Source organism: Kingella potus, assembly GCF_900451175.1.
GTDB lineage: Bacteria > Pseudomonadota > Gammaproteobacteria > Burkholderiales > Neisseriaceae > Neisseria > Neisseria potus.
Map to the genome: position 1 here is coordinate 617966 of NZ_UGJJ01000002.1, position 21023 is coordinate 638988.

Sequence of the window (21023 nt, forward strand, 5' to 3'; positions counted from 1 at the left end):
CAGAATTGGAGTTTTCCCGAAGGTTGGAACAGTCTGAAGTCCCGCAGCCTTTCTGCTGTCGGCATCCTCTGCATTACAAACAGTAAGAGGCCTCTTACTGTTTCAGACGGCCTCCACTCCCGTGCTTTGGAAACTTTGCAGGTATTCGGCCAGCGGATGCTGCGGGCTGACGAGGCCGAGGCGGCGGAAGAAATCCAGGGTTACGAGTGCGGAGTCGTTCATCATTTTGCCCTGCACAATGGCGGCGGCGGTGTCTTCGGCCGTCATCAGTGAGAAAGAAGCGACTTCGCCGTCTTGATTTTGCGGGGTAAAACCGTGCGGCAGGCGGAGATCGAAGATGTGCAGGTATTCGCGGTGCAGACCGCGTCTGACGGGATGGCTGCTGAACAGGCATTCTGCTGGGTGTGCGGCAGCGGCGGTGTCGGGCGGGATGCCGGCTTCTTCCCATGTTTCGCGGTACATGGCGCAAACGGAGGTTTCGCCGGCGGCGATGCCCCCGCCGGTCAGGTTGTCGAGTTTGCCGGGATCGACGGCCTTGTGCGGGCTGCGGCGGGCAATCCAAAAGCGGAGGCCTGCGGGTGTTTCACAGCAGCCGTTGATGTGGACGGCGCGGCTGGCAAGGCCGAGCGGGCGGAAGGCGGAGCGTTCGAGTGTGAAGAGGAGGTGTCCGCCGCCGTCGTGCACGTCGCATTGTTCGCCGCGCCAGCCGCCGAAGTATCCGGCTTCGTGCCAGCGGCGGGCGGTTTCTTGCAGCATGGCGGCCATATCGTGCCAACTGTCGGTTTCGAGCAGCAGGCCGTCCGCACGGGCTTGCAAGCGGCCCGTCCAGTCTTGTTGCAGCCGCTGCCGCCATGATGCGGTAAGCCGTCCGAGAGGGATGCCGTTGAGCAGCAGCGGGTGCGTGTCTTGCAAACGGTGGCGGAAGGTGTTTTGCAGAAAGGCGAGCAGGGCGTTTTGGACGGAGTCGGGTAGGGGGGCGGTATTCATTCGGGATGCTCGGGCAGATAGATGTCGAAGCGGGTGGATTTGCCGCTGTATTGGTAGGCGGGTTTTGCGCCGCAGAGAAATTCTCCCAGACGCGGGCGTTTGACGGCCACGCGCTTTTTGGCGGCGGCGCGGGCGGCGGCGAGGAGGGTGGCATCGTCGGAGGCTTGTGCGCTGCCGATGAGTTGGTGGAAGTAGGCCATTTCTTTTTTGACGGCGGCGTTTTTACGGCGGACGGGGTACATGGGGTCGAGGTACACGGTATCGGGGCGGTGTGCGGCGGCAAGTGCGGGAAGCAGGGCGGCTGCGTCGCCGTGATAGAGGGTGATGCGGGCGGCGGCTTGGGCGGTGTCGGGGCAGGCAAGGGCGCGGGCGAGGCCGTCGGCCAGCAGGCAGGCGGCGGCAGGATGGCGTTCGATGATGCGGACGTTGATGCCGTGGGCGGCGAGGACGAATGCGTCGCGGCCGAGGCCGCCGGTGGCATCGATGATGTCGGCGGCAGCGGGGTGGCCGACGGCTTTGGCAATGAGTTCGCCGCCGCCTTTTTCGCGCCGGTATTGCGCCGCGCCGCTTGTGAAGTCCGCCTGTACGCAGCCCTTTTCGCCGCTGCGGCGCAGGCTGATGCCGCCTGCGTCGGCATAAAGGAAGAGGCCGTCTGAAACAGGATATTCGGACGGCGCGAAGCCGAAGCGTGCGGCCAGGGCGATGGTGTCGGCAGGCGCGTCGGGCGTGGCGGAAAAGGGAATCACGGCCGTGCCTTTTCTTTGCGGCAAACCAAGTCCGGCATGACGGCGGGCAGAGTGTGCGGGGAAATGGGGGAAACGGCGGCCGGCAAAAGGCCGTGCTTGGTTTGTGCGGGTGTTTGAGCCATTGCGTGCTCCTGCGGATAAAAAAGAGGCCGTCTGAAAAACGGTTGCCGTGTTTTTCAGACGGCCTCATTGTAGCAATATCTGCCGCCGCATTGCGGTAAAACGCCGCCTGCCTTTCGGTTATAATCGCCGCTTTCCCATTTCAGGACTGCCGACCATGACCAACCCCGTTACCGCCCTTTCCCCACTCGACGGCCGCTATGCCCGCTCCGTCGAAGCCCTGCGTCCCGTGTTCTCCGAATACGGGCTAATCAAAGCCCGTGTCCGAGTCGAATTAAACTGGCTCAAAGCCCTGGCGGCCGAGCCGGCGATTGCCGAAGTCCCCGCCTTTTCCGCCGCCGCCCTTGCCGAAATCGACGGCGTTATCGACGGCTTTTCATTGGAAGACGCGGCAGCGGTAAAAGCCATCGAAGCCACGACCAACCACGATGTCAAAGCCGTCGAATACTGGCTGAAAGAACGTTTTGCCGCCGTGCCCGAAGTGGCCGCAGTCAGCGAATTTATCCACTTCGCCTGCACCAGCGAAGACATCAACAACCTCTCCCACGCGCTGATGCTGCAAGAAGCGCGCGACAACGTGTTGCTGCCCAAGCTCGCCGAAATCGTGGAAAAACTCACCGGCATGGCGCACAGCCTGGCCGCCGTACCCATGATGAGCCGCACCCACGGCCAGCCCGCCACGCCCACCACGCTCGGCAAAGAGCTTGCCAATGTGGTTTACCGCCTGCAACGCCAGATCCGCATCCTCGAATCGCAGGAATTTCTCGGCAAAACCAACGGCGCGGTGGGCAACTACAACGCCCATCTGGCCGCCTATCCCGATGTGGATTGGGAAAACCATTGCCGCCGCTTCGTCGAAAGCGGCCTGGGGCTCGCGTTCAACCCCTACACCATCCAAATCGAGCCGCACGACTACATGGCCGAATTTTTCCAAACCCTCTCGCGCATCAACACCATCCTGATTGATTTCAACCGCGACGTATGGGGCTACATCTCGCTCGGTTACTTCAAACAAAAAGTCAAAGCCGGCGAAGTCGGTTCGTCCACCATGCCGCACAAAGTCAACCCGATTGATTTTGAAAACTCCGAAGGCAACCTCGGCATGGCCAACGCCGTACTCGGTTTCCTCGCCGAAAAACTGCCCGTATCCCGCTGGCAGCGCGACCTCACCGACAGCACGGTTTTGCGCAATATGGGCGTGGGCGCGGGCTACACCCTGCTTGGCTACGCCGCCCACCTGCGCGGCCTGGACAAACTCGAACCCAACCCCGCAGCCCTTGCCGCCGATTTGGACGCGACATGGGAGCTTTTGGCCGAACCGATTCAAACCGTGATGCGACGCTACGGCGTGGCCAACCCCTATGAAAAACTCAAAGACCTCACGCGCGGCAAAAACGGCATCACGCCCGAAACGCTCCAAGCCTTCATAGAGTCGCTGGCCATCCCGGCCGAAGCCAAAGCCGCGCTGCTGGCTCTGACCCCCGCGCTGTATGTCGGCAAAGCCGAAGAGCTGGCCAAACGGATTTGAAGCGTTTGCCGAGTGTACTTGGTTTCCTTGAGTCAGAGGCCGTCTGAAAACCGGTTTTCAGACGGCCTCTGCTATGCCGTGCGATTGCCAGCATTCTTTCATGCCGTTACAATCCGCCGCCGCATACTAAGGCATACACGTTAAAACAAATACAGAGAAAAAGGGGGTTGTGTGGCCGCATTTATCTATGATGTCGTGATTATCGGCGCGGGGCCGGCGGGTTCGGTATCGGCCGCGCTGCTGAACAAACAGGGTTTCAGCGTCTGCGTATTGGAAAAGCAGCATTTCCCCCGCTTCGTTATCGGCGAGAGCCTGCTGCCGTATGCGATGGACGTGCTCGCAGAAGCGGATCTCCTGCACGCCGTACAGGCTGCGGGACTGGGCTTCCAATATAAAAACGGCTTCGCCTTTTCCTGGGGCGAACGCTATACCTCGTTCAGCTTCCTCGACAAATTCAGCGCAGGCAATACCACCGCCTTCAACGTCCAACGTGCCGATTTCGACAAACTCCTCATCGACGAAACCGAAAAACGCGGCGTGGCCGTGCGCTACGGCGAAACCGTCAAACGCTTCGACAACGAAGGCGACACCGTCATGCTCGCCGTGGAGCGCGAAAACGGCGAAGTGTACGAAATGGAAACCCGTTTCGTCCTCGATGCCAGCGGCTTCTACCGCGCCCTGCCGCGCCTGATGAACTGGGAGCTGCCGCCGCACAGCGTGATGCGGCAGGTGCATTTTACCCACATCGACGACCGCATCACCTCGCCCAAATTCGACCGCAACAAAAACCTCGTCTGCATCCATCCCGAATACCGCGACGTATGGGTTTGGCTCATCCCGTTTGCCAACGGCAGAAGCTCTATCGGCGTAGTGGGCGAAGAACACTACTTCCGCCACGAAAGCACCGCCGCCATCCTCAAAGGCATGGTGGCGGAAATCCCGTACCTCGCCGAAATCCTGGCCGACGCGAAATGGGACAACGGCTTCCCCTTCCATTACCTGCCCGGCTACACCACCAAAGGCAAAGGCCTCTACGGCCGCCATTTCGCCCTTTTGGGCGCGTCGGGAGAGTTTCTCGACCCTGTTTTTTCCTCCGGCGTAACCATCGCCGTACAGTCGGCCAAACTCGCCGTTGCCTGCACCGCACGCGAGCTGCGCGGGCAGAATCCCGATTGGAAAAGCGAATTTGCCATCCCGCTGATGAGCGGGGTAACCGCTTTCGGCAGCTACATACAGGGCTGGTACGACGGACGCTTTCAAGATCTGGTTTTCGACGTGGACAAAAACAGCGACACCGGCCGCATGGTCTGCGCCATCCTCGCCGGCTACGCCTGGGACAAAGAAAACCCCTTCGTACGCGAATCGCAGATATTGTTCGGATAAGCCTCCGGCCAAGCGCAACAGGCCGTCTGAAAACCCGGAAACGGTTTTTCAGACGGCCTGCGGGTTTCCAGCCCCGCCGCCGTACGTGCCCCGCGCCCTATTGCGCCGTAAGAAAGGCCGTCTGAAAAAGCCGGATACAGTTTTCAGACGGCCTTTCAACTCAACTTTGCTATAATCCGCGCCCTACATCCGATTACATTTTATTTTTAGGAGTTTTTCATGGCACTCGTCTCCATGCGCCAACTGCTCGACCATGCTGCCGAACACAGCTACGGCCTGCCTGCTTTCAACGTTAACAACCTCGAACAAATGCGCGCCATCATGGAAGCCGCCGACCAGGTAAACGCCCCCGTGATTGTCCAAGCCAGCGCGGGTGCGCGCAAATACGCCGGTGCGCCGTTTTTACGCCACCTGATTCTAGCGGCGGTGGAAGAGTTTCCGCATATTCCTGTGGTGATGCACCAAGACCACGGCGCATCGCCCGACGTGTGCCAGCGCTCCATCCAACTCGGCTTCTCCTCCGTGATGATGGACGGCTCGCTGCTGGAAGACGGCAAAACCCCGTCGAGCTACGAATACAATGTCAACGCCACGCGCACCGTGGTAAATTTCTCCCATGCCTGCGGCGTGTCGGTAGAGGGCGAAATCGGTGTATTGGGCAATTTGGAAACCGGTGAGGCGGGCGAAGAAGACGGTGTGGGCGCGGTGGGCAAACTCTCGCACGACCAAATGCTTACCAGCGTGGAAGATGCCGTGCGCTTTGTAAAAGACACAGGCGTGGACGCGCTGGCGATTGCCGTGGGCACATCTCACGGCGCGTACAAATTCACCCGTCCGCCTACAGGCGACGTGTTGCGCATCGACCGCATCAAAGAAATCCACCAGGCCCTGCCCAACACCCACATTGTGATGCACGGCTCCAGCTCCGTGCCGCAGGAATGGCTCAAAGTGATTAACGAATACGGCGGCAACATCGGCGAAACTTACGGCGTACCCGTGGAAGAAATCGTCGAGGGCATCAAACACGGCGTGCGCAAAGTCAACATCGACACCGATTTGCGCCTGGCCAGCACCGGCGCAATACGCAAATTTATGGCCGAAAACCCTGCCGAATTCGACCCGCGCAAATACCTGGCCAAAACCGTCGAAGCCATGAAGCAAATCTGTATCGACCGCTATCTGGCCTTCGGCTGCGAGGGTCAGGCCTCGAAAATCAAGCCCGTATCGCTGGACAAAATGGCTGAACGCTACGCCAAGGGCGAATTGGGTCAAATTACCGGCTAATTTGCCCGCAATATGCGTTGAGGCCGTCTGAAAATCCGTAAAACAGGTTTTCAGACGGCCTTAAAAGTTACCGCCGACAAGGACAAAGCATGGACAAGCAAACGGGCACCGTCGCCCGCTGGCACGACGATAAGGGCTACGGCTTTATCCGCTGCGACGACAACGGTCGGGAAGTATTTTTCCACATCAGCCAGTTCCGTGCGGACAGGCGGCCGGAGTGCGGCGACAGAGTGGCGTTTGCTCTCGCCGAACGGCAAGGGAAAACACAGGCGGTGAGCGTGCAGGAACTTGCCTTCGTGCAGCGTAAAGCCATGGCACGGAAACGCCAAGAAAAGCAGCGGCAGCAACAACAGCAGGCATTTGCGTCCGGCCGCAGCAGCCAAGCCACCGTTGTCGCCGCACTCTATGCAGGTGTGGCCGTTTTGTGTGCGGCAGGCAGACTGCCGTGGCTGCTGTTTGCATGGTATATCGTTGCCGGCATCATTACATTTGCTGCCTATTATTCAGACAAACAGGCGGCACAGGCAGGAGAATGGCGTATCAAAGAAGACACGCTGCACATGTTGGCATTACTCGGCGGCTGGGGCGGCGCACTTCTGGCGCAAGCCTATATGCGCCACAAATCGCAAAAAGCATCTTTCCGCAGCGTGTTTTACGCCACCGTCTTTTTCAACACCGCCGCTTTGCTGTATCTCGCCACGCGTCCGGCATGGTTTGCGGTGTTGTGGCGGTAGGACGGAGTTGTCCCGTTTGCTGGGAAAGGCAGGGTGTGCCGGTTTGACGGATGCCTTCCTGCCGTCTTTGCGGCTGCTTGTTGCAAAAATTATCGGTTGCGGCATTTTCTCTTGAAAATACAGCCGGTAGTGTAGTATAGTGCGCAGCTTGGCGTTACGCGCCAAGAATCTTTTTTGTCCAATGGTCGGCCAATCGCAGCTGACCCCTTTAATTTTAAGGAAAATAATCATGACATTAGGTCTGGTTGGGCGCAAAGTGGGTATGACCCGCGTGTTCGACGAACAGGGCGTTTCTGTTCCGGTAACCGTGTTGGAAATTACCCCCAACCGCGTCACGCAACTGAAATCCGAAGATACCGACGGTTATACGGCCGTTCAGGTTACCTTCGGTCAGAAAAAAGCGAAACATACCGATAAAGCCGAAGCCGGACATTTTGCGAAAGCAGGTGTCGAGGCTGGTCGCGGTTTGGTTGAATTTGCTGTTTCTGCCGAAAAGCTGGCCGAATTGCAAGTGGGCGGCGAAATTTCCGTTTCCCTGTTTGAAGCGGGTCAGTTGGTTGATGTTACCGGCACCTCGAAAGGTAAAGGCTTCTCCGGCACCATCAAACGCCACAACTTCGACTCCCAGCGCACTTCCCACGGTAACTCCCGTTCGCACCGCGTACCCGGCTCCATCGGTATGGCGCAGGATCCCGGCCGTGTTTTCCCGGGTCAGCGTATGGCGGGGCAGTATGGCAACACCCGTTCTACCGTACAGAATCTTCAAGTTGTGCGCATTGATGCAGAGCGCAACCTCTTGCTGGTAAAGGGTGCTGTTCCTGGTGCTGTGAATAGCGATGTGATTGTCCGTCCCGGCGTGAAAGTGGGTGCGTAATGGAATTAAAAGTAATTAATGCACAAGGTCAGGTTGCAGGCTCCTTGTCTGCTTCCGATACTTTATTTGCGCGAGAATATAATGAAGCACTGGTTCATCAGTTGGTAACTGCCTATTTGGCTAATGCCCGCTCTGGTAACCGTGCCCAGCTTACCCGTGCCGAAGTAAAACATTCCACTAAAAAGCCGTGGAGACAGAAAGGTACGGGGCGTGCCCGTTCCGGTATGACTTCCTCTCCTTTGTGGAGAAGCGGTGGTCGCGCATTTCCGAACAAGCCTGATGAGAATTTTACTCAGAAGGTAAACCGTAAGATGTACCGTGCCGGTATGGCTACTATTCTGTCGCAACTGGTTCGCGATGAGCGTCTTTGTGTCATTGAGCAATTGACTGCGGCGACGCCGAAAACCAAAGACTTTGCCGAGCAGGTAAAGAATCTCGGTTTGGAGCAGGTTTTGTTTGTAACCAGCCAGTTGGACGAAAACGTATATCTGTCTTCCCGTAATCTGCCAAATGTCTTGGTATTGGAAGCGCAGCAAATTGATCCTTATAGCCTGTTGCGCTATAAAAAAGTAGTGGTTACTAAGGCTGCAGTTGCGCAACTTGAGGAGCAATGGGTATGAATCAAGAACGCTTAATGAAAGTAATTTTGGCACCTGTTGTTTCTGAAAAGAGTAACTTGCTGGCCGAAAAACGCAATCAGATGACTTTCAAAGTATTGCCGAATGCAACGAAACCTGAAATCAAAGCAGCTGTTGAATTGTTGTTTGGTGTGCAGATTGCTTCGGTTGCTACCGTTACAATTAAAGGTAAAACCAAGCGATTTGGTCGTAATATGGGTCGTCGCAGTGATGTTAAGAAGGCTTATGTCAGCTTGATCGAAGGTCAAGAGCTTGATCTCGAATCTGCTGCTGCAGCGGCCGATAAGGAGTAAATGGAATGGCTATCGTAAAAATGAAGCCTACTTCTGCTGGTCGTCGCGGCATGGTTCGCGTCATCACGGAAGATTTGTATAAGGGTGCGCCCTATGGCGCGTTGGTTGAGAAAAAGAACTCGACTGCCGGCCGTAACCATAATGGTCATATTACCACCCGCCATAAAGGTGGCGGACATAAACAACATTACCGCATCGTCGACTTCAAGCGCAATAAAGACGGTATTCCGGCGAAAGTAGAGCGGATTGAATATGATCCGAACCGCACGGCACATATTGCGCTCCTGTGTTATGCAGATGGCGAACGTCGCTACATCATTGCTCCGTCTGGCATTCAGGTTGGTGCGGTATTGTTATCCGGTTCTGAGGCTGCAATTAGAGCAGGCAACACTTTGCCGATTCGTAATATTCCGGTTGGTACTACCGTGCATTGCATCGAAATGAAACCCGGGAAAGGTGCTCAAATTGCCCGTTCTGCTGGTGCTTCTGCGGTAGTTTTGGCAAAAGAAGGTACGTATGCCCAAGTTCGTTTGCGTTCGGGTGAGGTGCGTAAAATCCATGTTGATTGCAGGGCTACAGTCGGTGAAGTTGGTAATGAAGAGCAGAGCCTGAAAAAAATCGGTAAGGCAGGTGCTAACCGCTGGCGTGGTATTCGTCCGACAGTGCGCGGTGTCGTTATGAACCCTGTTGATCACCCGCATGGTGGTGGTGAGGGACGTACCGGTGAGGCTCGTGAGCCCGTTAGTCCGTGGGGTACGCCTGCTAAAGGTTACCGCACCCGTAACAATAAAAGTACGGATAATATGATTGTCCGCCGCCGTTATTCGAATAAAGGTTAATTGACATGGCACGTTCATTGAAAAAAGGTCCGTATGTAGATCTGCATCTTTTGAAAAAAGTGGATGCTGCACGAGCAAATAACGATAAGCGTCCTATTAAAACATGGTCGCGGCGTTCGACTATTTTGCCTGATTTTATTGGTTTGACTATTGCGGTGCATAACGGCCGCACTCATGTTCCTGTGTTTATTAGTGACAACATGGTCGGACATAAATTGGGCGAGTTCTCGTTGACCCGTACTTTTAAAGGCCACTTGGCCGATAAAAAGGCCAAAAAGAAATAAGGTAAATCATGAGAGTATCATCAAGTCATAAAAATGCACGGATTTCTGCGCAAAAAGCTCGCTTGGTTGTAGATTTGATTCGTGGTAAGGATGTTGCCCAGGCATTGAATATTTTGACATTTAGTCCGAAAAAAGGTGCTGAGCTGGTTAAGAAGGTATTGGAATCTGCTATTGCAAATGCTGAGCATAATAACGGTGTTGATATCGATGAGTTGAAAGTCGTAACTGTTTATGTTGATAAGGCATCTTCGTTGAAACGTTTTCAAGCCCGGGCAAAGGGGCGTGGCAATCGTATTGAGAAACAAACTTGCCATATCAATGTAACGGTAGGAAACTAAGGAAAATCTATGGGACAAAAAATTCATCCGACTGGTTTTCGCCTAGCGGTAAATAAAAACTGGTCTTCAAAGTGGTTTGCTAAAACTGGAGAGTTTTCAACTGTTTTGAAACAAGATATTGATGTTCGCGACTATTTGCGCAAGCGTTTGGCAAATGCTTCTGTTGGGCGTGTCGTTATTGAGCGTCCTGCTAAATCTGCACGTATTACCATCTATTCTGCTCGCCCTGGTGTGGTCATTGGTAGAAAAGGTGAAGACATTGAGGTGTTGAAGCGTGATTTGCAAAATCTCTTGGGCGTACCGGTTCATGTCAATATTGAAGAAATTCGTAAGCCGGAATTGGATGCTCAGATTATTGCTGACGGTGTTGCGCAGCAATTGGAGAAGCGTGTTCAGTTTCGTCGTGCCATGAAGCGTGCAATGCAAAATGCAATGCGTGTCGGTGCAAAAGGTATTAAAATTATGACCTCTGGCCGTTTGAATGGTGCTGATATTGCTCGTAGCGAATGGTATCGAGAAGGGCGTGTGCCATTGCATACTTTGCGTGCTAATGTTGATTATGCTACAAGTGAGGCGCATACAACTTACGGTGTAATTGGTTTGAAAGTTTGGGTTTATACTGGCGAGGGCAATGAGTCTGTTCAAGCAAAACCTGAACAGGAAAACAAACGTAGAAAGGCAGGTAGAAATGCTGCAGCCAACTAGACTAAAATATCGAAAACAACATAAGGGTCGAAATACAGGCATTGCAACTCGAGGCAATACTGTAAATTTCGGTGATTTTGGGTTGAAATCTATTGGGCGAGGACGATTAACTGCTCGGCAAATTGAGGCTGCACGTCGAGCTATGACTCGTCATATTAAACGTGGTGGGCGGATTTGGATTCGTATTTTTCCTGATAAACCTATTACTGAAAAGCCGATTCAGGTTCGTATGGGTGGTGGTAAAGGATCAGTAGAATATTATGTTGCTGAAATCAAGCCGGGAAAAGTGCTTTATGAAATGGATGGGGTTTCCGAATCGCTGGCACGAGAGGCTTTTGCGTTAGCGGCTGCAAAATTACCTATTCCAACAACATTTGTAGTAAGGCAGGTGGGTAAATAATGAAAACCGATGAATTAAGGAATAAATCAGTTGAGCAACTGCATTCTGATCTGCTTGATCTGCTGAAAGTGCAATTTAGCCTTAGAATGCAAAATGCTACGGGTCAGTTAGGAAGGTCTAGCGAGCTGAAGAAAATACGGCGTAATATTGCACGCATCAAGACTATAGTGAGTGAGAAAGGTGCGAAATAATGGATGAAATAAAAAACGTCCGTACTTTGCAAGGTAAAGTTGTTAGTAGCAAAATGGACAAAACCGTGACAGTGCTTATTGAAAGAAAAGTAAAGCACCCTTTGTATGGTAAAGTTATTAGCCGCTCTACTAAAATTCATGCGCATGATGAAGTTAATCAGTATGGAGTTGGTGATATTGTCATTATTGAGGAAGGTCGTCCTTTTTCTCGAACAAAATCTTGGGTGGTTAAAGAAATTGTAGAAAAATCAAAAGCTGTTTAGCGTTAACTATGCTAATGCAGCAATTAAGTTAAAATGGGACTTGCAGATAGATTGAGATGTCTGTATACTCCCATTCTTAACTTTCGTTTCTAGAAAGTTTCTCCCATCGGGAACCAAGACTGGCTTATTATGACCTCTTAATTTGAGGTTTAAGTTGATTTGGGGATGAATCTAATTTCCTAATCAGCTTAAAAAGATAGGTTAAGTTGGATTTTTAAAAGGCAAAAAAAATGATTCAGATGCAGACTATTTTGGATGTGGCTGATAACTCTGGTGCGCGTCGGGTGATGTGTATTAAGGTGTTGGGTGGCTCTAAGCGGCGCTATGCCAATATTGGTGATGTTATCAAAGTTGCAGTCAAGGATGCCACTCCTCGTGGCAGGGTTAAAAAAGGTGATGTATATAATGCTGTGGTAGTTCGTACTGCAAAAGGCGTGCGGCGTCCTGATGGAGCTTTGATTAAGTTTGACAATAATGCTGCTGTGTTGTTGAACAACAAACTTGAACCTATGGGTACACGTATTTTTGGGCCAGTGACTCGTGAATTACGCACTGAGAGGTTTATGAAAATCGTTTCGTTGGCTCCGGAAGTCCTATAAAAGGAATCGTAATAGTGAATAAGATTATTAAAGGTGATCGGGTTATCGTTGTCTCTGGTAAGGATAAGGGTAAGATTGGTGCTGTTCTCTCTGTAAGAGAACGAAAAGTTGTGGTAGAGGGTGTGAATTTGGTAAAAAAGCATGCCAAGCCAAATCCTATTCGTGGTGTGGAGGGTGGGATAGTCGAAAAAAGTTTACCTATTGATATTTCAAATGTTGCTATTTTTAATCCGCATACCGAACGAGCTGATCGAGTTTGCATTAAGTTGATTAGTGGGGATGGAGTTGTTAGGCGTATTAGGGTGTTTAAATCTAATGATGTGGCAATTAATGTGCAAAAAGGTAGTTGACGAATATGGCTCGATTAAAAGATTTTTATAATAGCGTTGCTATTCCAAAGTTAATTGAACAGTTTGGTTATAAAACTGTTATGGAGGTTCCTCGTATTGAAAAAATAACCTTAAATATGGGTGTTGGGGAGGCTGTAGCAGATAAGAAAATTATGGATCATGCTGTTTCAGATTTGGAAAAAATAGCAGGACAGAAGCCTGTTGTGACAGTAGCTCGAAAATCTATTGCAGGGTTCAAGATTAGAGATAATTATCCTGTTGGCTGTAAGGTAACTTTACGGCGTGAGAAGATGTTTGAATTTTTAGATAGGCTGGTTACTATAGCTTTGCCAAGGGTTAGAGATTTTCGTGGTGTGAGTAATAAATCATTTGATGGTCGCGGAAATTATAATATGGGCATTAGGGAGCAGATTATCTTTCCCGAAATTGAATATGATAAGATTGATAGCATACGTGGTTTGAATATCACAATCACTACTTCTGCGAAAACTGACGAAGAGGCTAAAGCTTTGTTGTCACTGTTTAAATTTCCATTTAAAGGATAGTTATGGCTAAAAAAGCACTTATTAATCGTGAGGCTAAAAGGCTTGCTCTTGCGAAACGTTACTCTCAAAAAAGGGCTGCTATTTTTGCTATTATCAATGATGGAAATGCAACTGATGCAGAAAAATTTGAAGCACGGTTGAAATTACAGGCTATTCCGCGTAATGCTGCTCCTGTTCGTCAGCGTCGTCGCTGTGCTTTAACGGGTAGGCCACGTGGTACTTTCCGTAAATTTGGTTTGGGGCGTATTAAAATTCGTGAAATTGCGATGCGTGGGGAGATTCCTGGTGTAATTAAGGCCAGCTGGTAATGTGAGGAATTTAAATGAGTATGCATGATCCTATTTCCGATATGCTGACGCGTATTCGTAATGCGCAGCGGGCTGGAAAGTCTGTTGTTTCTATGCCTTCCTCTAAACTAAAATGTGCAATTGCAAATGTTTTAAAAGAGGAAGGGTATATTGATAGTTTTTCAGTTTCTTCTGAATTTAAGCCGCAACTTGAAATTCAATTAAAGTATTATTCAGGCAAGCCTGTCATTGAACAGATTAAGCGAGTTTCTAGGCCTGGTTTGCGAGTTTATAAAGGCGCTCATTCTATTCCTTCAGTTATGAATGGTTTGGGTATTCTCATTATCAGCACTTCGAAGGGTGTGATGACTGACCGCAAGGCCCGATATGAGGGTGTTGGTGGTGAGTTGTTGTGCATTGTCGCATAGAGGGTGATAGAATGTCTCGTATAGCAAAAAATCCAGTAACTATCCCTGATGATGTGGAGGTGGGTATTGGTGCAGCTGAATTAATAGTTCAAGGGAAGCATGGTAAATTGGCTTTGTCATTGTCTTCTGATGTGAAAATTACATTGGGTGATGGTCAATTAATTGTTGCTGCTGTTGATTCAAGGCAGCAAGCTAATGCAATGTCTGGTACCTTTCGAGCATTAATTGCTAATATGGTAAAGGGTGTTGCTAATGGCTTTGAAAGAAGGTTGCAATTGGTTGGTGTTGGATATCGTGCTCAGGCTCAAGGAAAAATTTTAAACTTATCATTAGGTTTTTCTCATCCGATCGTATATGAGATGCCTGATGGGGTATCTGTCCAAACTCCTTCTCAAACTGAAATTGTACTTAATGGTGCTGATAAGCAGGCAGTAGGTCAAGTTGCTGCTGAGATTCGGTCGTTCCGTCCTCCTGAGCCTTATAAGGGTAAGGGTGTTCGTTATGTGGGCGAGACTATAGTGCTGAAAGAAGCTAAGAAAAAATAGTTAAGGAATTAGAATGAATAAACATATGGCGAGATTGCGTCGTACGAGAAAGACCCGTTCCCGTATAGCAAGTTTGGGTATGGTACGGTTATGTGTTTACCGTACTAATGTTCATATTTATGCTCAAATTATTAGTGAAGATGGTAATGAGGTATTGGCTAGTGCCTCTACTTTGGAAAAAGAGGTACGTGGTAATTTGAAGTCAGGATCAAATATTGAAGCTGCTGCTATAATTGGTAAGCGAATTGCTGAAAAGGCTAAGCTTGTTGGTATTGAGAAAGTAGCATTTGACCGCTCAGGTTTTCAATATCATGGTCGTATTAAGGCATTGGCAGAGGCAGCTCGCGGTTCGGGCTTGAGCTTCTAAATGAAATAAATAGAAATGTTGTGGAGTTTGGAAAAATATGGCAAAGCATGAAGCAGAAGAGCGTAGTGATGGCTTAATTGAAAAGATGATTGCTGTCAATCGTGTGACTAAGGTTGTTAAAGGCGGTCGTATTATGGCTTTTTCAGCTTTAACAGTTGTTGGGGATGGAGATGGTAGAATTGGCATGGGCAAAGGTAAGTCTAAAGAGGTGCCCGTTGCTGTTCAGAAGGCTATGGATCAGGCTCGTCGCTCTATGATTAAAGTTCCTTTAAAAAACGGTACAATTTTTCATGGGGTTATTGGAAGGCATGGAGCAACCCGTGTATTTATGCAACCCGCAAAAGAGGGTAGTGGTGTTAAGGCGGGTGGCCCTATGCGCTTAGTATTTGATGCTCTAGGCATACATAATATTTCAGCGAAAGTACATGGTTCTACTAATCCTTATAATATTGTACGCGCTACGTTTGATGGGTTGACCAAATTATATACACCTAGTGAGATTGCAGCTAAACGTGGTCTATCTGTAGAGGAGATTATGGGAGTAAGCAATGACTGAATGTAAGAAGGTAAGAGTTACATTGGTAAAAAGTTTAATTGGTACTATTGAGTCTCACCGTGCTTGTGTAAAAGGCTTGGGATTGCGGCGAAGGCATCATACTGTTGAGGTTTTAGCAACTCCTGAAAATTTAGGAATGATTAATAAAGTTAGCTATCTATTAAAAGTGGAGTTTTAATATGTATTTGAATACGATGCGACCGGAGAGTGGGGCTACTCATGTTAGACGTAGAGTAGGTCGAGGTATGGGTAGTGGTTTGGGTAAGACATGTGGGCGTGGTCACAAAGGTCAAAAAAGTCGTGCTGGCGGTTTTCATAAAGTAGGATTTGAGGGTGGTCAGATGCCGTTGCAACGCCGGCTGCCTAAAAGGGGGTTTAAATCTTTATCGGCTTCATTAAATGCAGATCTTAATCTGGATTCTCTTTCTATTCTGCCGGAAGGTACTGTTGATATTTTGATGCTAAAGCAGGTTGGACTAATTAGTTCTTCTGTGCGAAATGTTAAAATCATTAATACAGGGGAGATTAAGAAACCATTTAGGATAAGAGGTATTAGGGTTACAGAGGGTGCGAGGGCTGCAATTAATGCGGCTGGTGGTACAATAGAAGACTAAGGCTGAATGATAGTGGCTAATAGAGGGCTAGTATTAGGGTTGTTTAAATCCAAAGAATTAAAGGGCAGGCTTATATTCTTGTTAGCTGCATTGGTGGTATTTAGAATAGGTGCACATATTCCGGTGCCGGGCATTGATGCCGCTGCTTTATCTGAAGTCTATAAGGGAGGACAAAGTGGCGGTATTTTAGGAATGTTAAATATGTTCTCTGGAGGTTCTCTAGAGAGGTTTAGTATTTTCGCTATAGGCATTATGCCTTACATATCAGCCTCAATTATTGTTCAGCTTGCTTCCGAGATTATCCCATCGTTAAAGGCTTTGAAAAAAGAAGGAGAAGTTGGGCGAAAGGCAATTACAAAATATACGCGATTAAGTGCAGTTATTTTGGCTACGCTTCAGGGTTTTGTTGCAGCAACTTTTGTTTATCAGCAAGGAGTCGTAGTAATTTCCAAGTTTGAATTCTATTTTTTAGCTTTGATTTGTTTGGTAACTGGAACTATGTTCTTAATGTGGCTAGGTGAACAAATTACTGAACGAGGAATTGGGAATGGCATTTCTTTGATTATTACGGCAGGTATTGCGGCGGGTATTCCTTCAGGAGTTATACATCTTTGGGATATGGCTGTAACTGATAAATTGTTAGCTGCTTTATTTATTATATTATCTGCACTAATATTAGTTTATATTGTTGTTTATTTTGAAGCTGCATTAAGAAAAATTCCAGTTCATTATGCGAAGCGGCAGCAGTATTCGGTTGTATCGCAAGGTTCTCATTTACCATTTAAATTAAATATGGCAGGTGTAATTCCTCCCATCTTTGCTTCAAGCATTATTCTTTTCCCATCAACTCTAATTAGTTGGATTGGAGGGGAGTATGGATGGCTGCAAAAATTGGCTGTATGGCTTCAACATGGGAATATCATTTATATTTTATTATTTTCAGCTTCAATTATTTTCTTTTGCTATTTTTATACTGCCTTAGTTTTTAGTCCTAAAGAAATGGCGGAAAATTTGAAAAAAAGTGGGGCTTTTATACCTGGTATTCGTCCTGGTAGTCAAACCTCTCGTTATCTCGAAGGTGTTGTATTGAGGTTGACGTTATGGGGTGCTTTGTACATTACCGTAATTTGTTTGATACCTGAATTTTTTACTTCTATTTTTAATGTATCGTTTGCATTGGGTGGAACTTCTTTATTAATTTTAGTTGTTGTAACAATGGATTTTAATACCCAAATATCCTCATATGGGATGGTTCGTCAGTATGAACATTTAATGAAGCGGGTAAATTCAAAACAAATACATTAGTTGAATTAATTTTTAAGATGACAAAAGAAGATACAATACAGATGCAGGGAGAGATCTTGGAAACCCTGCCTAATGCTACTTTTAAGGTTAAGCTAGAAAACGAACATGTGGTTTTAGGTTATATATCTGGAAAGATGCGGATGCATTATATACGCATCTCTCCTGGTGATAAGGTTACAGTAGAATTGACACCTTATGATTTATCTCGAGCCCGTATAGTTTTTCGAGCTAGATAATTTAATAGAAAGGAAATTTGAGAATGCGCGTTCAGCCTTCTGTAAAAAAAATTTGTCGAAATTGTAAAATCATTCGGCGAAATCGTGTAGTTCGTGTAATTTGCACGGATCCTCGTCATAAGCAACGGCAAGGGTGAGTTGGACTTTGTGCTTTGACTGGATTTTATCTTTATTTATTAAGGACTAAATATGGCTCGTATTGCGGGGGTTAATATCCCTAATAATGCTCATATCGTGATTGGTTTACAAGCGATTTATGGGATTGGCAGTAGTCGTGCTAAATTAATTTGCGAGACGGCTGGTATTGTACCCAGTTCGAAAGTAAAGGATTTAGATGAATCACAATTGGAAGCTTTGCGTGCGCAGGTTGCAAAGTATGAGGTTGAGGGTGACTTACGCCGTGAAGTAACCATGTCAATCAAGCGATTGATGGACATGGGATGTTACCGTGGGTTCAGGCACCGTCGGGGTTTACCTTGTCGTGGACAGCGGACGAAAACAAATGCACGCACCCGAAAAGGGCCTCGTAAGGCAATTGCTGGTAAGAAATAAAATGTTGAGGATTAATTAATGGCTAAAGCAAATACAGCCTCGCGTGTACGTAGAAAAGTACGTAAAACCGTTAGTGAGGGCATTGTACATGTACATGCTTCTTTTAATAATACTATTATTACTATTACAGATCGCCAAGGGAATGCATTATCTTGGGCTACTTCTGGCGGTGCAGGTTTTAAAGGATCGCGCAAGAGTACACCTTTTGCTGCGCAAGTTGCGGCAGAAAGTGCTGGTAAAGTTGCCCAAGAGTATGGTGTAAAAAATTTAGAAGTCCGTATTAAGGGGCCTGGGCCTGGAAGAGAGTCTTCCGTTCGTGCCCTGAATGCGCTTGGTTTTAAAATTACTAGCATAACAGACGTTACGCCGTTACCCCACAATGGCTGCCGTCCTCCCAAAAAACGTCGTATTTAGTTTGGAGTAATTATAATATGGCACGTTATATAGGCCCTAAATGTAAGTTAGCTCGTCGTGAAGGTACTGATCTATTTCTGAAAAGTGCGCGACGATCTTTGGAATCTAAATGTAAAATAGATGCTGTTCCAGGGCAGCATGGTGCAAGAAAGCCAAGATTATCCGATTATGGCTTGCAATTGCGTGAAAAGCAGAAAATTCGTAGAATTTATGGTGTATTAGAACGCCAATTTCGTCGCTATTTTGCCGAAGCTGTGCGGCGCAAAGGATCGACTGGTGAGTTGCTGTTGCAATTGTTGGAATCCCGTTTGGATAATGTGATATATAGAATGGGGTTTGGCTCTACGCGGGCAGAGGCGAGGCAGTTGGTATCCCATAAAGCCGTTACTGTGAATGGACAAGTAGTAAATATCCCATCTTATCAGGTAAAAGCTGGTGATGTTATTGCGGTAAGAGAAAAGGCTAAGAAACAAGTTCGGATACAGGAAGCTTTAGGCTTGGCTGCTCAGATAGGTTTTCCTGGCTGGGTGTCTGTTGATGCCGTAAAAATGGAAGGCATTTTTAAGAATATGCCTGATCGTTCGGAGTTATCTGGCGATATTAACGAACAACTGGTGGTAGAGTTTTATTCTAAGTAATGCCAGTTTAATGAAGGACAGTTTAATGCAAAACAGCACTTCCGAATTTTTAAAGCCACGTCAGATTGATGTGGATACTATATCTAATAATAGAGCTCGAGTATCCATGCAACCGTTTGAGCGTGGTTTCGGACACACTTTGGGTAATGCTTTGCGTCGTATCTTGCTGTCATCTATGAATGGTTTTGCGCCAACAGAAGTCTCCATCACAGGAGTATTGCACGAATATTCGACATTAGATGGTGTTCAGGAGGATGTTGTAGATATTCTCCTGAATTTGAAAGGTGTGATATTTAAACTACATGGTCGGGAAGAGGTTAAGCTTCAGTTGAAAAAAATGGGAAATGGCCCAGTTGTTGCAGCTGATATCACTTTGCCGCATGATGTTGATGTTATCAATCCCAATCATATTATTTGTAACTTGGCAAATAATGGTAGTATTGAGATGGAGATTGTGGTGGAGCAGGGGCGTGGATATCAATCTGTTTCAGGTCGTCGTAATACAAGAAACGATATTGGTATTGGTGCTATCCAGCTAGATGCTAGTTTTTCGCCAATTAGCAGAGTTAGCTTTGAGGTGGAGCCGGCTCGAGTAGAACAAAGGACGGATCTTGATCGGTTAGTTCTTGATGTTGAAACAAATGGCTCATTAGATCCTGAAGAGGCTGTTCGTAGTGCCGCTCGTATTTTAATTGATCAAATGTCTGTTTTTGCAGATTTGCAAAGTACTCCTGCGGAAGAGGTAGAAGAAAAAACTCCTCCAATTGATCCGATTTTACTACGTCCTGTTGATGATTTAGAATTGACTGTAAGGTCGGCCAATTGCTTGAAAGCTGAAGATATCTATTATATTGGTGATTTGATACAGCGTACAGAAACCGAGCTGTTGAAGACACCCAATTTGGGTAGAAAATCTCTAAATGAGATAAAAGAGGTTTTAGCTTCTAAAGGATTGACTTTGGGCTCCAAGCTTGAGTCTTGGCCGCCCGTGGGCTTGGAAAGGCCGTAGTGTCTATGAATATTAAAGGAAAACGACATGCGTCATCGTAATGGAAATCGTAAATTAAACCGTACCAGCAGCCATCGTGCAGCAATGCTGCGGAATATGGCAAACTCTTTGCTGACTCACGAAACTATTGTAACAACTTTGCCTAAAGCCAAAGAGTTGCGTAGGGTAGTTGAGCCTTTGATTACTTTGGGTAAAAAGCCATCGTTGGCGAATCGTCGGTTGGCATTTGATCGTACTCGCGATCGTGATGTGGTAACTAAATTGTTTGATGAGTTGGGCATTCGTTTTTCAGCACGCAATGGTGGTTATCTTCGTATTTTAAAATGCGGATTCCGCAAAGGGGATAATGCTCCATTGGCACTGATTGAGTTGGTGGATAAAGCTGAACAAACCGTTGCTGAGTAGAAAAAAAGCCGACCTTTTCAGGTCGGCTTTTTGTCATGCGATGAGGTAGTTGATTTGAGTATCCTATCAGTTAAGGATTGGTTATAATTCGATAATAGTATTTATTGATTGGATGTTATGATGAAAAAAATATTTTTATTTGTTTGTACATTGTTTTTAGCTTCACATATGGCATTTGCCGGCAGAGTACTTCCGCCTGATATGCGTTTGGCAGTTCTGAAAAAAGCCGATTATCCGGATATTGTATTGTCCGGAGACGGGTGGACTTGGACGCAAATTCTGACGTTGGGATTGGTTAATAACAACCAAACAGAGGCAGAGGCTTTAGGCAGCATACGGATTAAAGATACATATAACCGTTTTATTACTAAAAACCGGTTAGTAAAACATATCGGACAGCCTGTCGGAGTCTTTTTTGACCGTCAGGGGCAGATAAAGGAAATTTGGGTTTTAACTCCTAAAGAACGGGAAGAAATGAAGCGACGTACTCAGTGAAAACTGATGTGTCTGGATAAATTATCTTGTTTATCTGCTAATTTTAAAAAAATTAACTGTATGTTCTAGAG

36 protein-coding genes are annotated in these 21023 nt (G+C 47.8%); 33 read left to right on the top strand and 3 right to left on the bottom strand.

Features of this window, described 5'->3' with window-relative positions:
- Positions 1-102 precede the first annotated feature (102 nt).
- Genes DYE40_RS09470 through DYE40_RS13145 form a run of 3 tightly spaced genes read right to left on the bottom strand, consistent with a single transcriptional unit; the run spans position 103 to position 1855 of the window.
- Positions 103-987 carry an NUDIX hydrolase gene (locus DYE40_RS09470; RefSeq protein ID WP_115308838.1) on the bottom strand — a complete coding sequence of 295 codons (885 nt, stop codon included), beginning with the start codon at positions 985-987 and terminating at the stop codon, positions 103-105.
- Positions 984-1733 carry a class I SAM-dependent methyltransferase gene (locus DYE40_RS09475; protein WP_115308839.1) on the bottom strand — a complete coding sequence of 250 codons (750 nt, stop codon included), beginning with the start codon at positions 1731-1733 and terminating at the stop codon, positions 984-986. Before DYE40_RS09475 ends, DYE40_RS09470 begins: the two co-directional genes overlap by 4 nt.
- On the bottom strand, positions 1730-1855 hold the full coding sequence (locus DYE40_RS13145) for a hypothetical protein (protein ID WP_281270671.1): 126 nt from the start codon (positions 1853-1855) through the stop codon (positions 1730-1732). Before DYE40_RS13145 ends, DYE40_RS09475 begins: the two co-directional genes overlap by 4 nt.
- 155 nt (positions 1856-2010) lie before the next feature.
- Between DYE40_RS13145 and purB the strand changes: the two genes are divergently transcribed.
- From purB to DYE40_RS09640, 33 genes are all read left to right on the top strand, one after another.
- Positions 2011-3381, top strand: a complete 1371-nt coding sequence (purB, locus tag DYE40_RS09480; RefSeq protein WP_115308840.1) for an adenylosuccinate lyase — start codon at positions 2011-2013, stop codon at positions 3379-3381.
- A gap of 171 nt (positions 3382-3552) precedes the next feature.
- Positions 3553-4764 carry an NAD(P)/FAD-dependent oxidoreductase gene (locus DYE40_RS09485; RefSeq protein ID WP_115308841.1) on the top strand — a complete coding sequence of 404 codons (1212 nt, stop codon included), beginning with the start codon at positions 3553-3555 and terminating at the stop codon, positions 4762-4764.
- A gap of 219 nt (positions 4765-4983) precedes the next feature.
- On the top strand, positions 4984-6048 hold the full coding sequence (fba, locus tag DYE40_RS09490) for a class II fructose-bisphosphate aldolase (RefSeq protein WP_115308842.1): 1065 nt from the start codon (positions 4984-4986) through the stop codon (positions 6046-6048).
- 89 nt (positions 6049-6137) lie between these two features.
- Entirely contained in the window at positions 6138-6782 is a 645-nt protein-coding gene (locus tag DYE40_RS09495; protein WP_115308843.1) for a DUF1294 domain-containing protein, read from the top strand.
- A gap of 229 nt (positions 6783-7011) precedes the next feature.
- Positions 7012-7656 (top strand): 50S ribosomal protein L3, encoded by a 645-nt coding sequence (gene rplC, locus DYE40_RS09500; protein WP_115308977.1) that lies wholly within the window; start codon positions 7012-7014, stop codon positions 7654-7656.
- Positions 7656-8276, top strand: coding sequence for a 50S ribosomal protein L4 (rplD, locus tag DYE40_RS09505; RefSeq protein ID WP_115308844.1), 621 nt, complete (start codon positions 7656-7658; stop codon positions 8274-8276). The genes rplC and rplD overlap by 1 nt, the downstream gene beginning before the upstream one ends.
- On the top strand, positions 8273-8587 hold the full coding sequence (gene rplW, locus DYE40_RS09510; protein ID WP_172461247.1) for a 50S ribosomal protein L23: 315 nt from the start codon (positions 8273-8275) through the stop codon (positions 8585-8587). The genes rplD and rplW overlap by 4 nt, the downstream gene beginning before the upstream one ends.
- Before the next feature lie 5 nt (positions 8588-8592).
- Entirely contained in the window at positions 8593-9426 is an 834-nt protein-coding gene (gene rplB / locus DYE40_RS09515; RefSeq protein WP_115308846.1) for a 50S ribosomal protein L2, read from the top strand.
- A gap of 5 nt (positions 9427-9431) precedes the next feature.
- Complete coding sequence (gene rpsS / locus DYE40_RS09520) at positions 9432-9710, top strand: 30S ribosomal protein S19 (protein ID WP_009119027.1); 279 nt, start codon at positions 9432-9434, stop codon at positions 9708-9710.
- An 8-nt stretch (positions 9711-9718) separates the two neighbouring features.
- Entirely contained in the window at positions 9719-10048 is a 330-nt protein-coding gene (gene rplV / locus DYE40_RS09525) for a 50S ribosomal protein L22 (RefSeq protein WP_115308847.1), read from the top strand.
- A gap of 9 nt (positions 10049-10057) precedes the next feature.
- Positions 10058-10753, top strand: coding sequence for a 30S ribosomal protein S3 (rpsC, locus tag DYE40_RS09530; protein WP_115308848.1), 696 nt, complete (start codon positions 10058-10060; stop codon positions 10751-10753).
- Positions 10737-11153, top strand: coding sequence for a 50S ribosomal protein L16 (gene rplP / locus DYE40_RS09535; RefSeq protein WP_115308849.1), 417 nt, complete (start codon positions 10737-10739; stop codon positions 11151-11153). Before rpsC ends, rplP begins: the two co-directional genes overlap by 17 nt.
- Positions 11153-11344 carry a 50S ribosomal protein L29 gene (rpmC, locus tag DYE40_RS09540; RefSeq protein WP_115308850.1) on the top strand — a complete coding sequence of 64 codons (192 nt, stop codon included), beginning with the start codon at positions 11153-11155 and terminating at the stop codon, positions 11342-11344. Before rplP ends, rpmC begins: the two co-directional genes overlap by 1 nt.
- Positions 11344-11607, top strand: coding sequence for a 30S ribosomal protein S17 (rpsQ, locus tag DYE40_RS09545; RefSeq protein WP_115308851.1), 264 nt, complete (start codon positions 11344-11346; stop codon positions 11605-11607). The genes rpmC and rpsQ overlap by 1 nt, the downstream gene beginning before the upstream one ends.
- A gap of 230 nt (positions 11608-11837) precedes the next feature.
- Positions 11838-12206, top strand: coding sequence for a 50S ribosomal protein L14 (gene rplN / locus DYE40_RS09550; RefSeq protein WP_115308852.1), 369 nt, complete (start codon positions 11838-11840; stop codon positions 12204-12206).
- 14 nt (positions 12207-12220) lie between these two features.
- A complete protein-coding gene (rplX, locus tag DYE40_RS09555) occupies positions 12221-12556 on the top strand; it encodes a 50S ribosomal protein L24 (RefSeq protein ID WP_115308853.1) in 336 nt (111 codons plus the stop codon).
- A 5-nt stretch (positions 12557-12561) separates the two neighbouring features.
- On the top strand, positions 12562-13101 hold the full coding sequence (rplE, locus tag DYE40_RS09560; protein ID WP_115308854.1) for a 50S ribosomal protein L5: 540 nt from the start codon (positions 12562-12564) through the stop codon (positions 13099-13101).
- Positions 13102-13103: 2 nt separating this feature from the next.
- Positions 13104-13409: a 30S ribosomal protein S14 gene (gene rpsN, locus DYE40_RS09565; RefSeq protein ID WP_115308855.1), complete on the top strand. Its 306-nt coding sequence runs from the start codon at positions 13104-13106 to the stop codon at positions 13407-13409.
- Positions 13410-13423: 14 nt separating this feature from the next.
- Positions 13424-13816 carry a 30S ribosomal protein S8 gene (gene rpsH, locus DYE40_RS09570; protein WP_115308856.1) on the top strand — a complete coding sequence of 131 codons (393 nt, stop codon included), beginning with the start codon at positions 13424-13426 and terminating at the stop codon, positions 13814-13816.
- A gap of 11 nt (positions 13817-13827) precedes the next feature.
- Positions 13828-14361 (top strand): 50S ribosomal protein L6, encoded by a 534-nt coding sequence (rplF, locus tag DYE40_RS09575; protein WP_115308857.1) that lies wholly within the window; start codon positions 13828-13830, stop codon positions 14359-14361.
- A gap of 13 nt (positions 14362-14374) precedes the next feature.
- On the top strand, positions 14375-14728 hold the full coding sequence (gene rplR, locus DYE40_RS09580) for a 50S ribosomal protein L18 (protein WP_115308858.1): 354 nt from the start codon (positions 14375-14377) through the stop codon (positions 14726-14728).
- 37 nt (positions 14729-14765) lie between these two features.
- Positions 14766-15284, top strand: coding sequence for a 30S ribosomal protein S5 (gene rpsE / locus DYE40_RS09585; RefSeq protein WP_115308859.1), 519 nt, complete (start codon positions 14766-14768; stop codon positions 15282-15284).
- Positions 15277-15462 carry a 50S ribosomal protein L30 gene (gene rpmD, locus DYE40_RS09590; RefSeq protein ID WP_115308860.1) on the top strand — a complete coding sequence of 62 codons (186 nt, stop codon included), beginning with the start codon at positions 15277-15279 and terminating at the stop codon, positions 15460-15462. Before rpsE ends, rpmD begins: the two co-directional genes overlap by 8 nt.
- Position 15463: 1 nt before the next feature.
- Positions 15464-15898 carry a 50S ribosomal protein L15 gene (rplO, locus tag DYE40_RS09595; protein ID WP_115308861.1) on the top strand — a complete coding sequence of 145 codons (435 nt, stop codon included), beginning with the start codon at positions 15464-15466 and terminating at the stop codon, positions 15896-15898.
- A 12-nt stretch (positions 15899-15910) separates the two neighbouring features.
- On the top strand, positions 15911-17203 hold the full coding sequence (gene secY, locus DYE40_RS09600) for a preprotein translocase subunit SecY (protein ID WP_115308978.1): 1293 nt from the start codon (positions 15911-15913) through the stop codon (positions 17201-17203).
- Positions 17204-17220: 17 nt separating this feature from the next.
- The gene (gene infA / locus DYE40_RS09605) at positions 17221-17439 is read left to right on the top strand and encodes a translation initiation factor IF-1 (protein WP_115308862.1); all 219 of its coding nucleotides are present in this window, start codon (positions 17221-17223) and stop codon (positions 17437-17439) included.
- 23 nt (positions 17440-17462) lie between these two features.
- The gene (rpmJ, locus tag DYE40_RS09610) at positions 17463-17576 is read left to right on the top strand and encodes a 50S ribosomal protein L36 (RefSeq protein WP_003697674.1); all 114 of its coding nucleotides are present in this window, start codon (positions 17463-17465) and stop codon (positions 17574-17576) included.
- Between the two features lie 52 nt (positions 17577-17628).
- On the top strand, positions 17629-17991 hold the full coding sequence (rpsM, locus tag DYE40_RS09615; RefSeq protein ID WP_115308863.1) for a 30S ribosomal protein S13: 363 nt from the start codon (positions 17629-17631) through the stop codon (positions 17989-17991).
- Between the two features lie 18 nt (positions 17992-18009).
- Positions 18010-18405: a 30S ribosomal protein S11 gene (gene rpsK / locus DYE40_RS09620; protein WP_115308864.1), complete on the top strand. Its 396-nt coding sequence runs from the start codon at positions 18010-18012 to the stop codon at positions 18403-18405.
- A gap of 17 nt (positions 18406-18422) precedes the next feature.
- On the top strand, positions 18423-19043 hold the full coding sequence (gene rpsD, locus DYE40_RS09625; protein WP_115308865.1) for a 30S ribosomal protein S4: 621 nt from the start codon (positions 18423-18425) through the stop codon (positions 19041-19043).
- Positions 19044-19068: 25 nt separating this feature from the next.
- Positions 19069-20052, top strand: a complete 984-nt coding sequence (locus DYE40_RS09630; RefSeq protein ID WP_115308979.1) for a DNA-directed RNA polymerase subunit alpha — start codon at positions 19069-19071, stop codon at positions 20050-20052.
- 27 nt (positions 20053-20079) lie between these two features.
- A complete protein-coding gene (gene rplQ, locus DYE40_RS09635; RefSeq protein WP_115308866.1) occupies positions 20080-20457 on the top strand; it encodes a 50S ribosomal protein L17 in 378 nt (125 codons plus the stop codon).
- Positions 20458-20574: 117 nt separating this feature from the next.
- On the top strand, positions 20575-20952 hold the full coding sequence (locus tag DYE40_RS09640; protein WP_115308867.1) for a hypothetical protein: 378 nt from the start codon (positions 20575-20577) through the stop codon (positions 20950-20952).
- Positions 20953-21023: the final 71 nt, after the last annotated feature.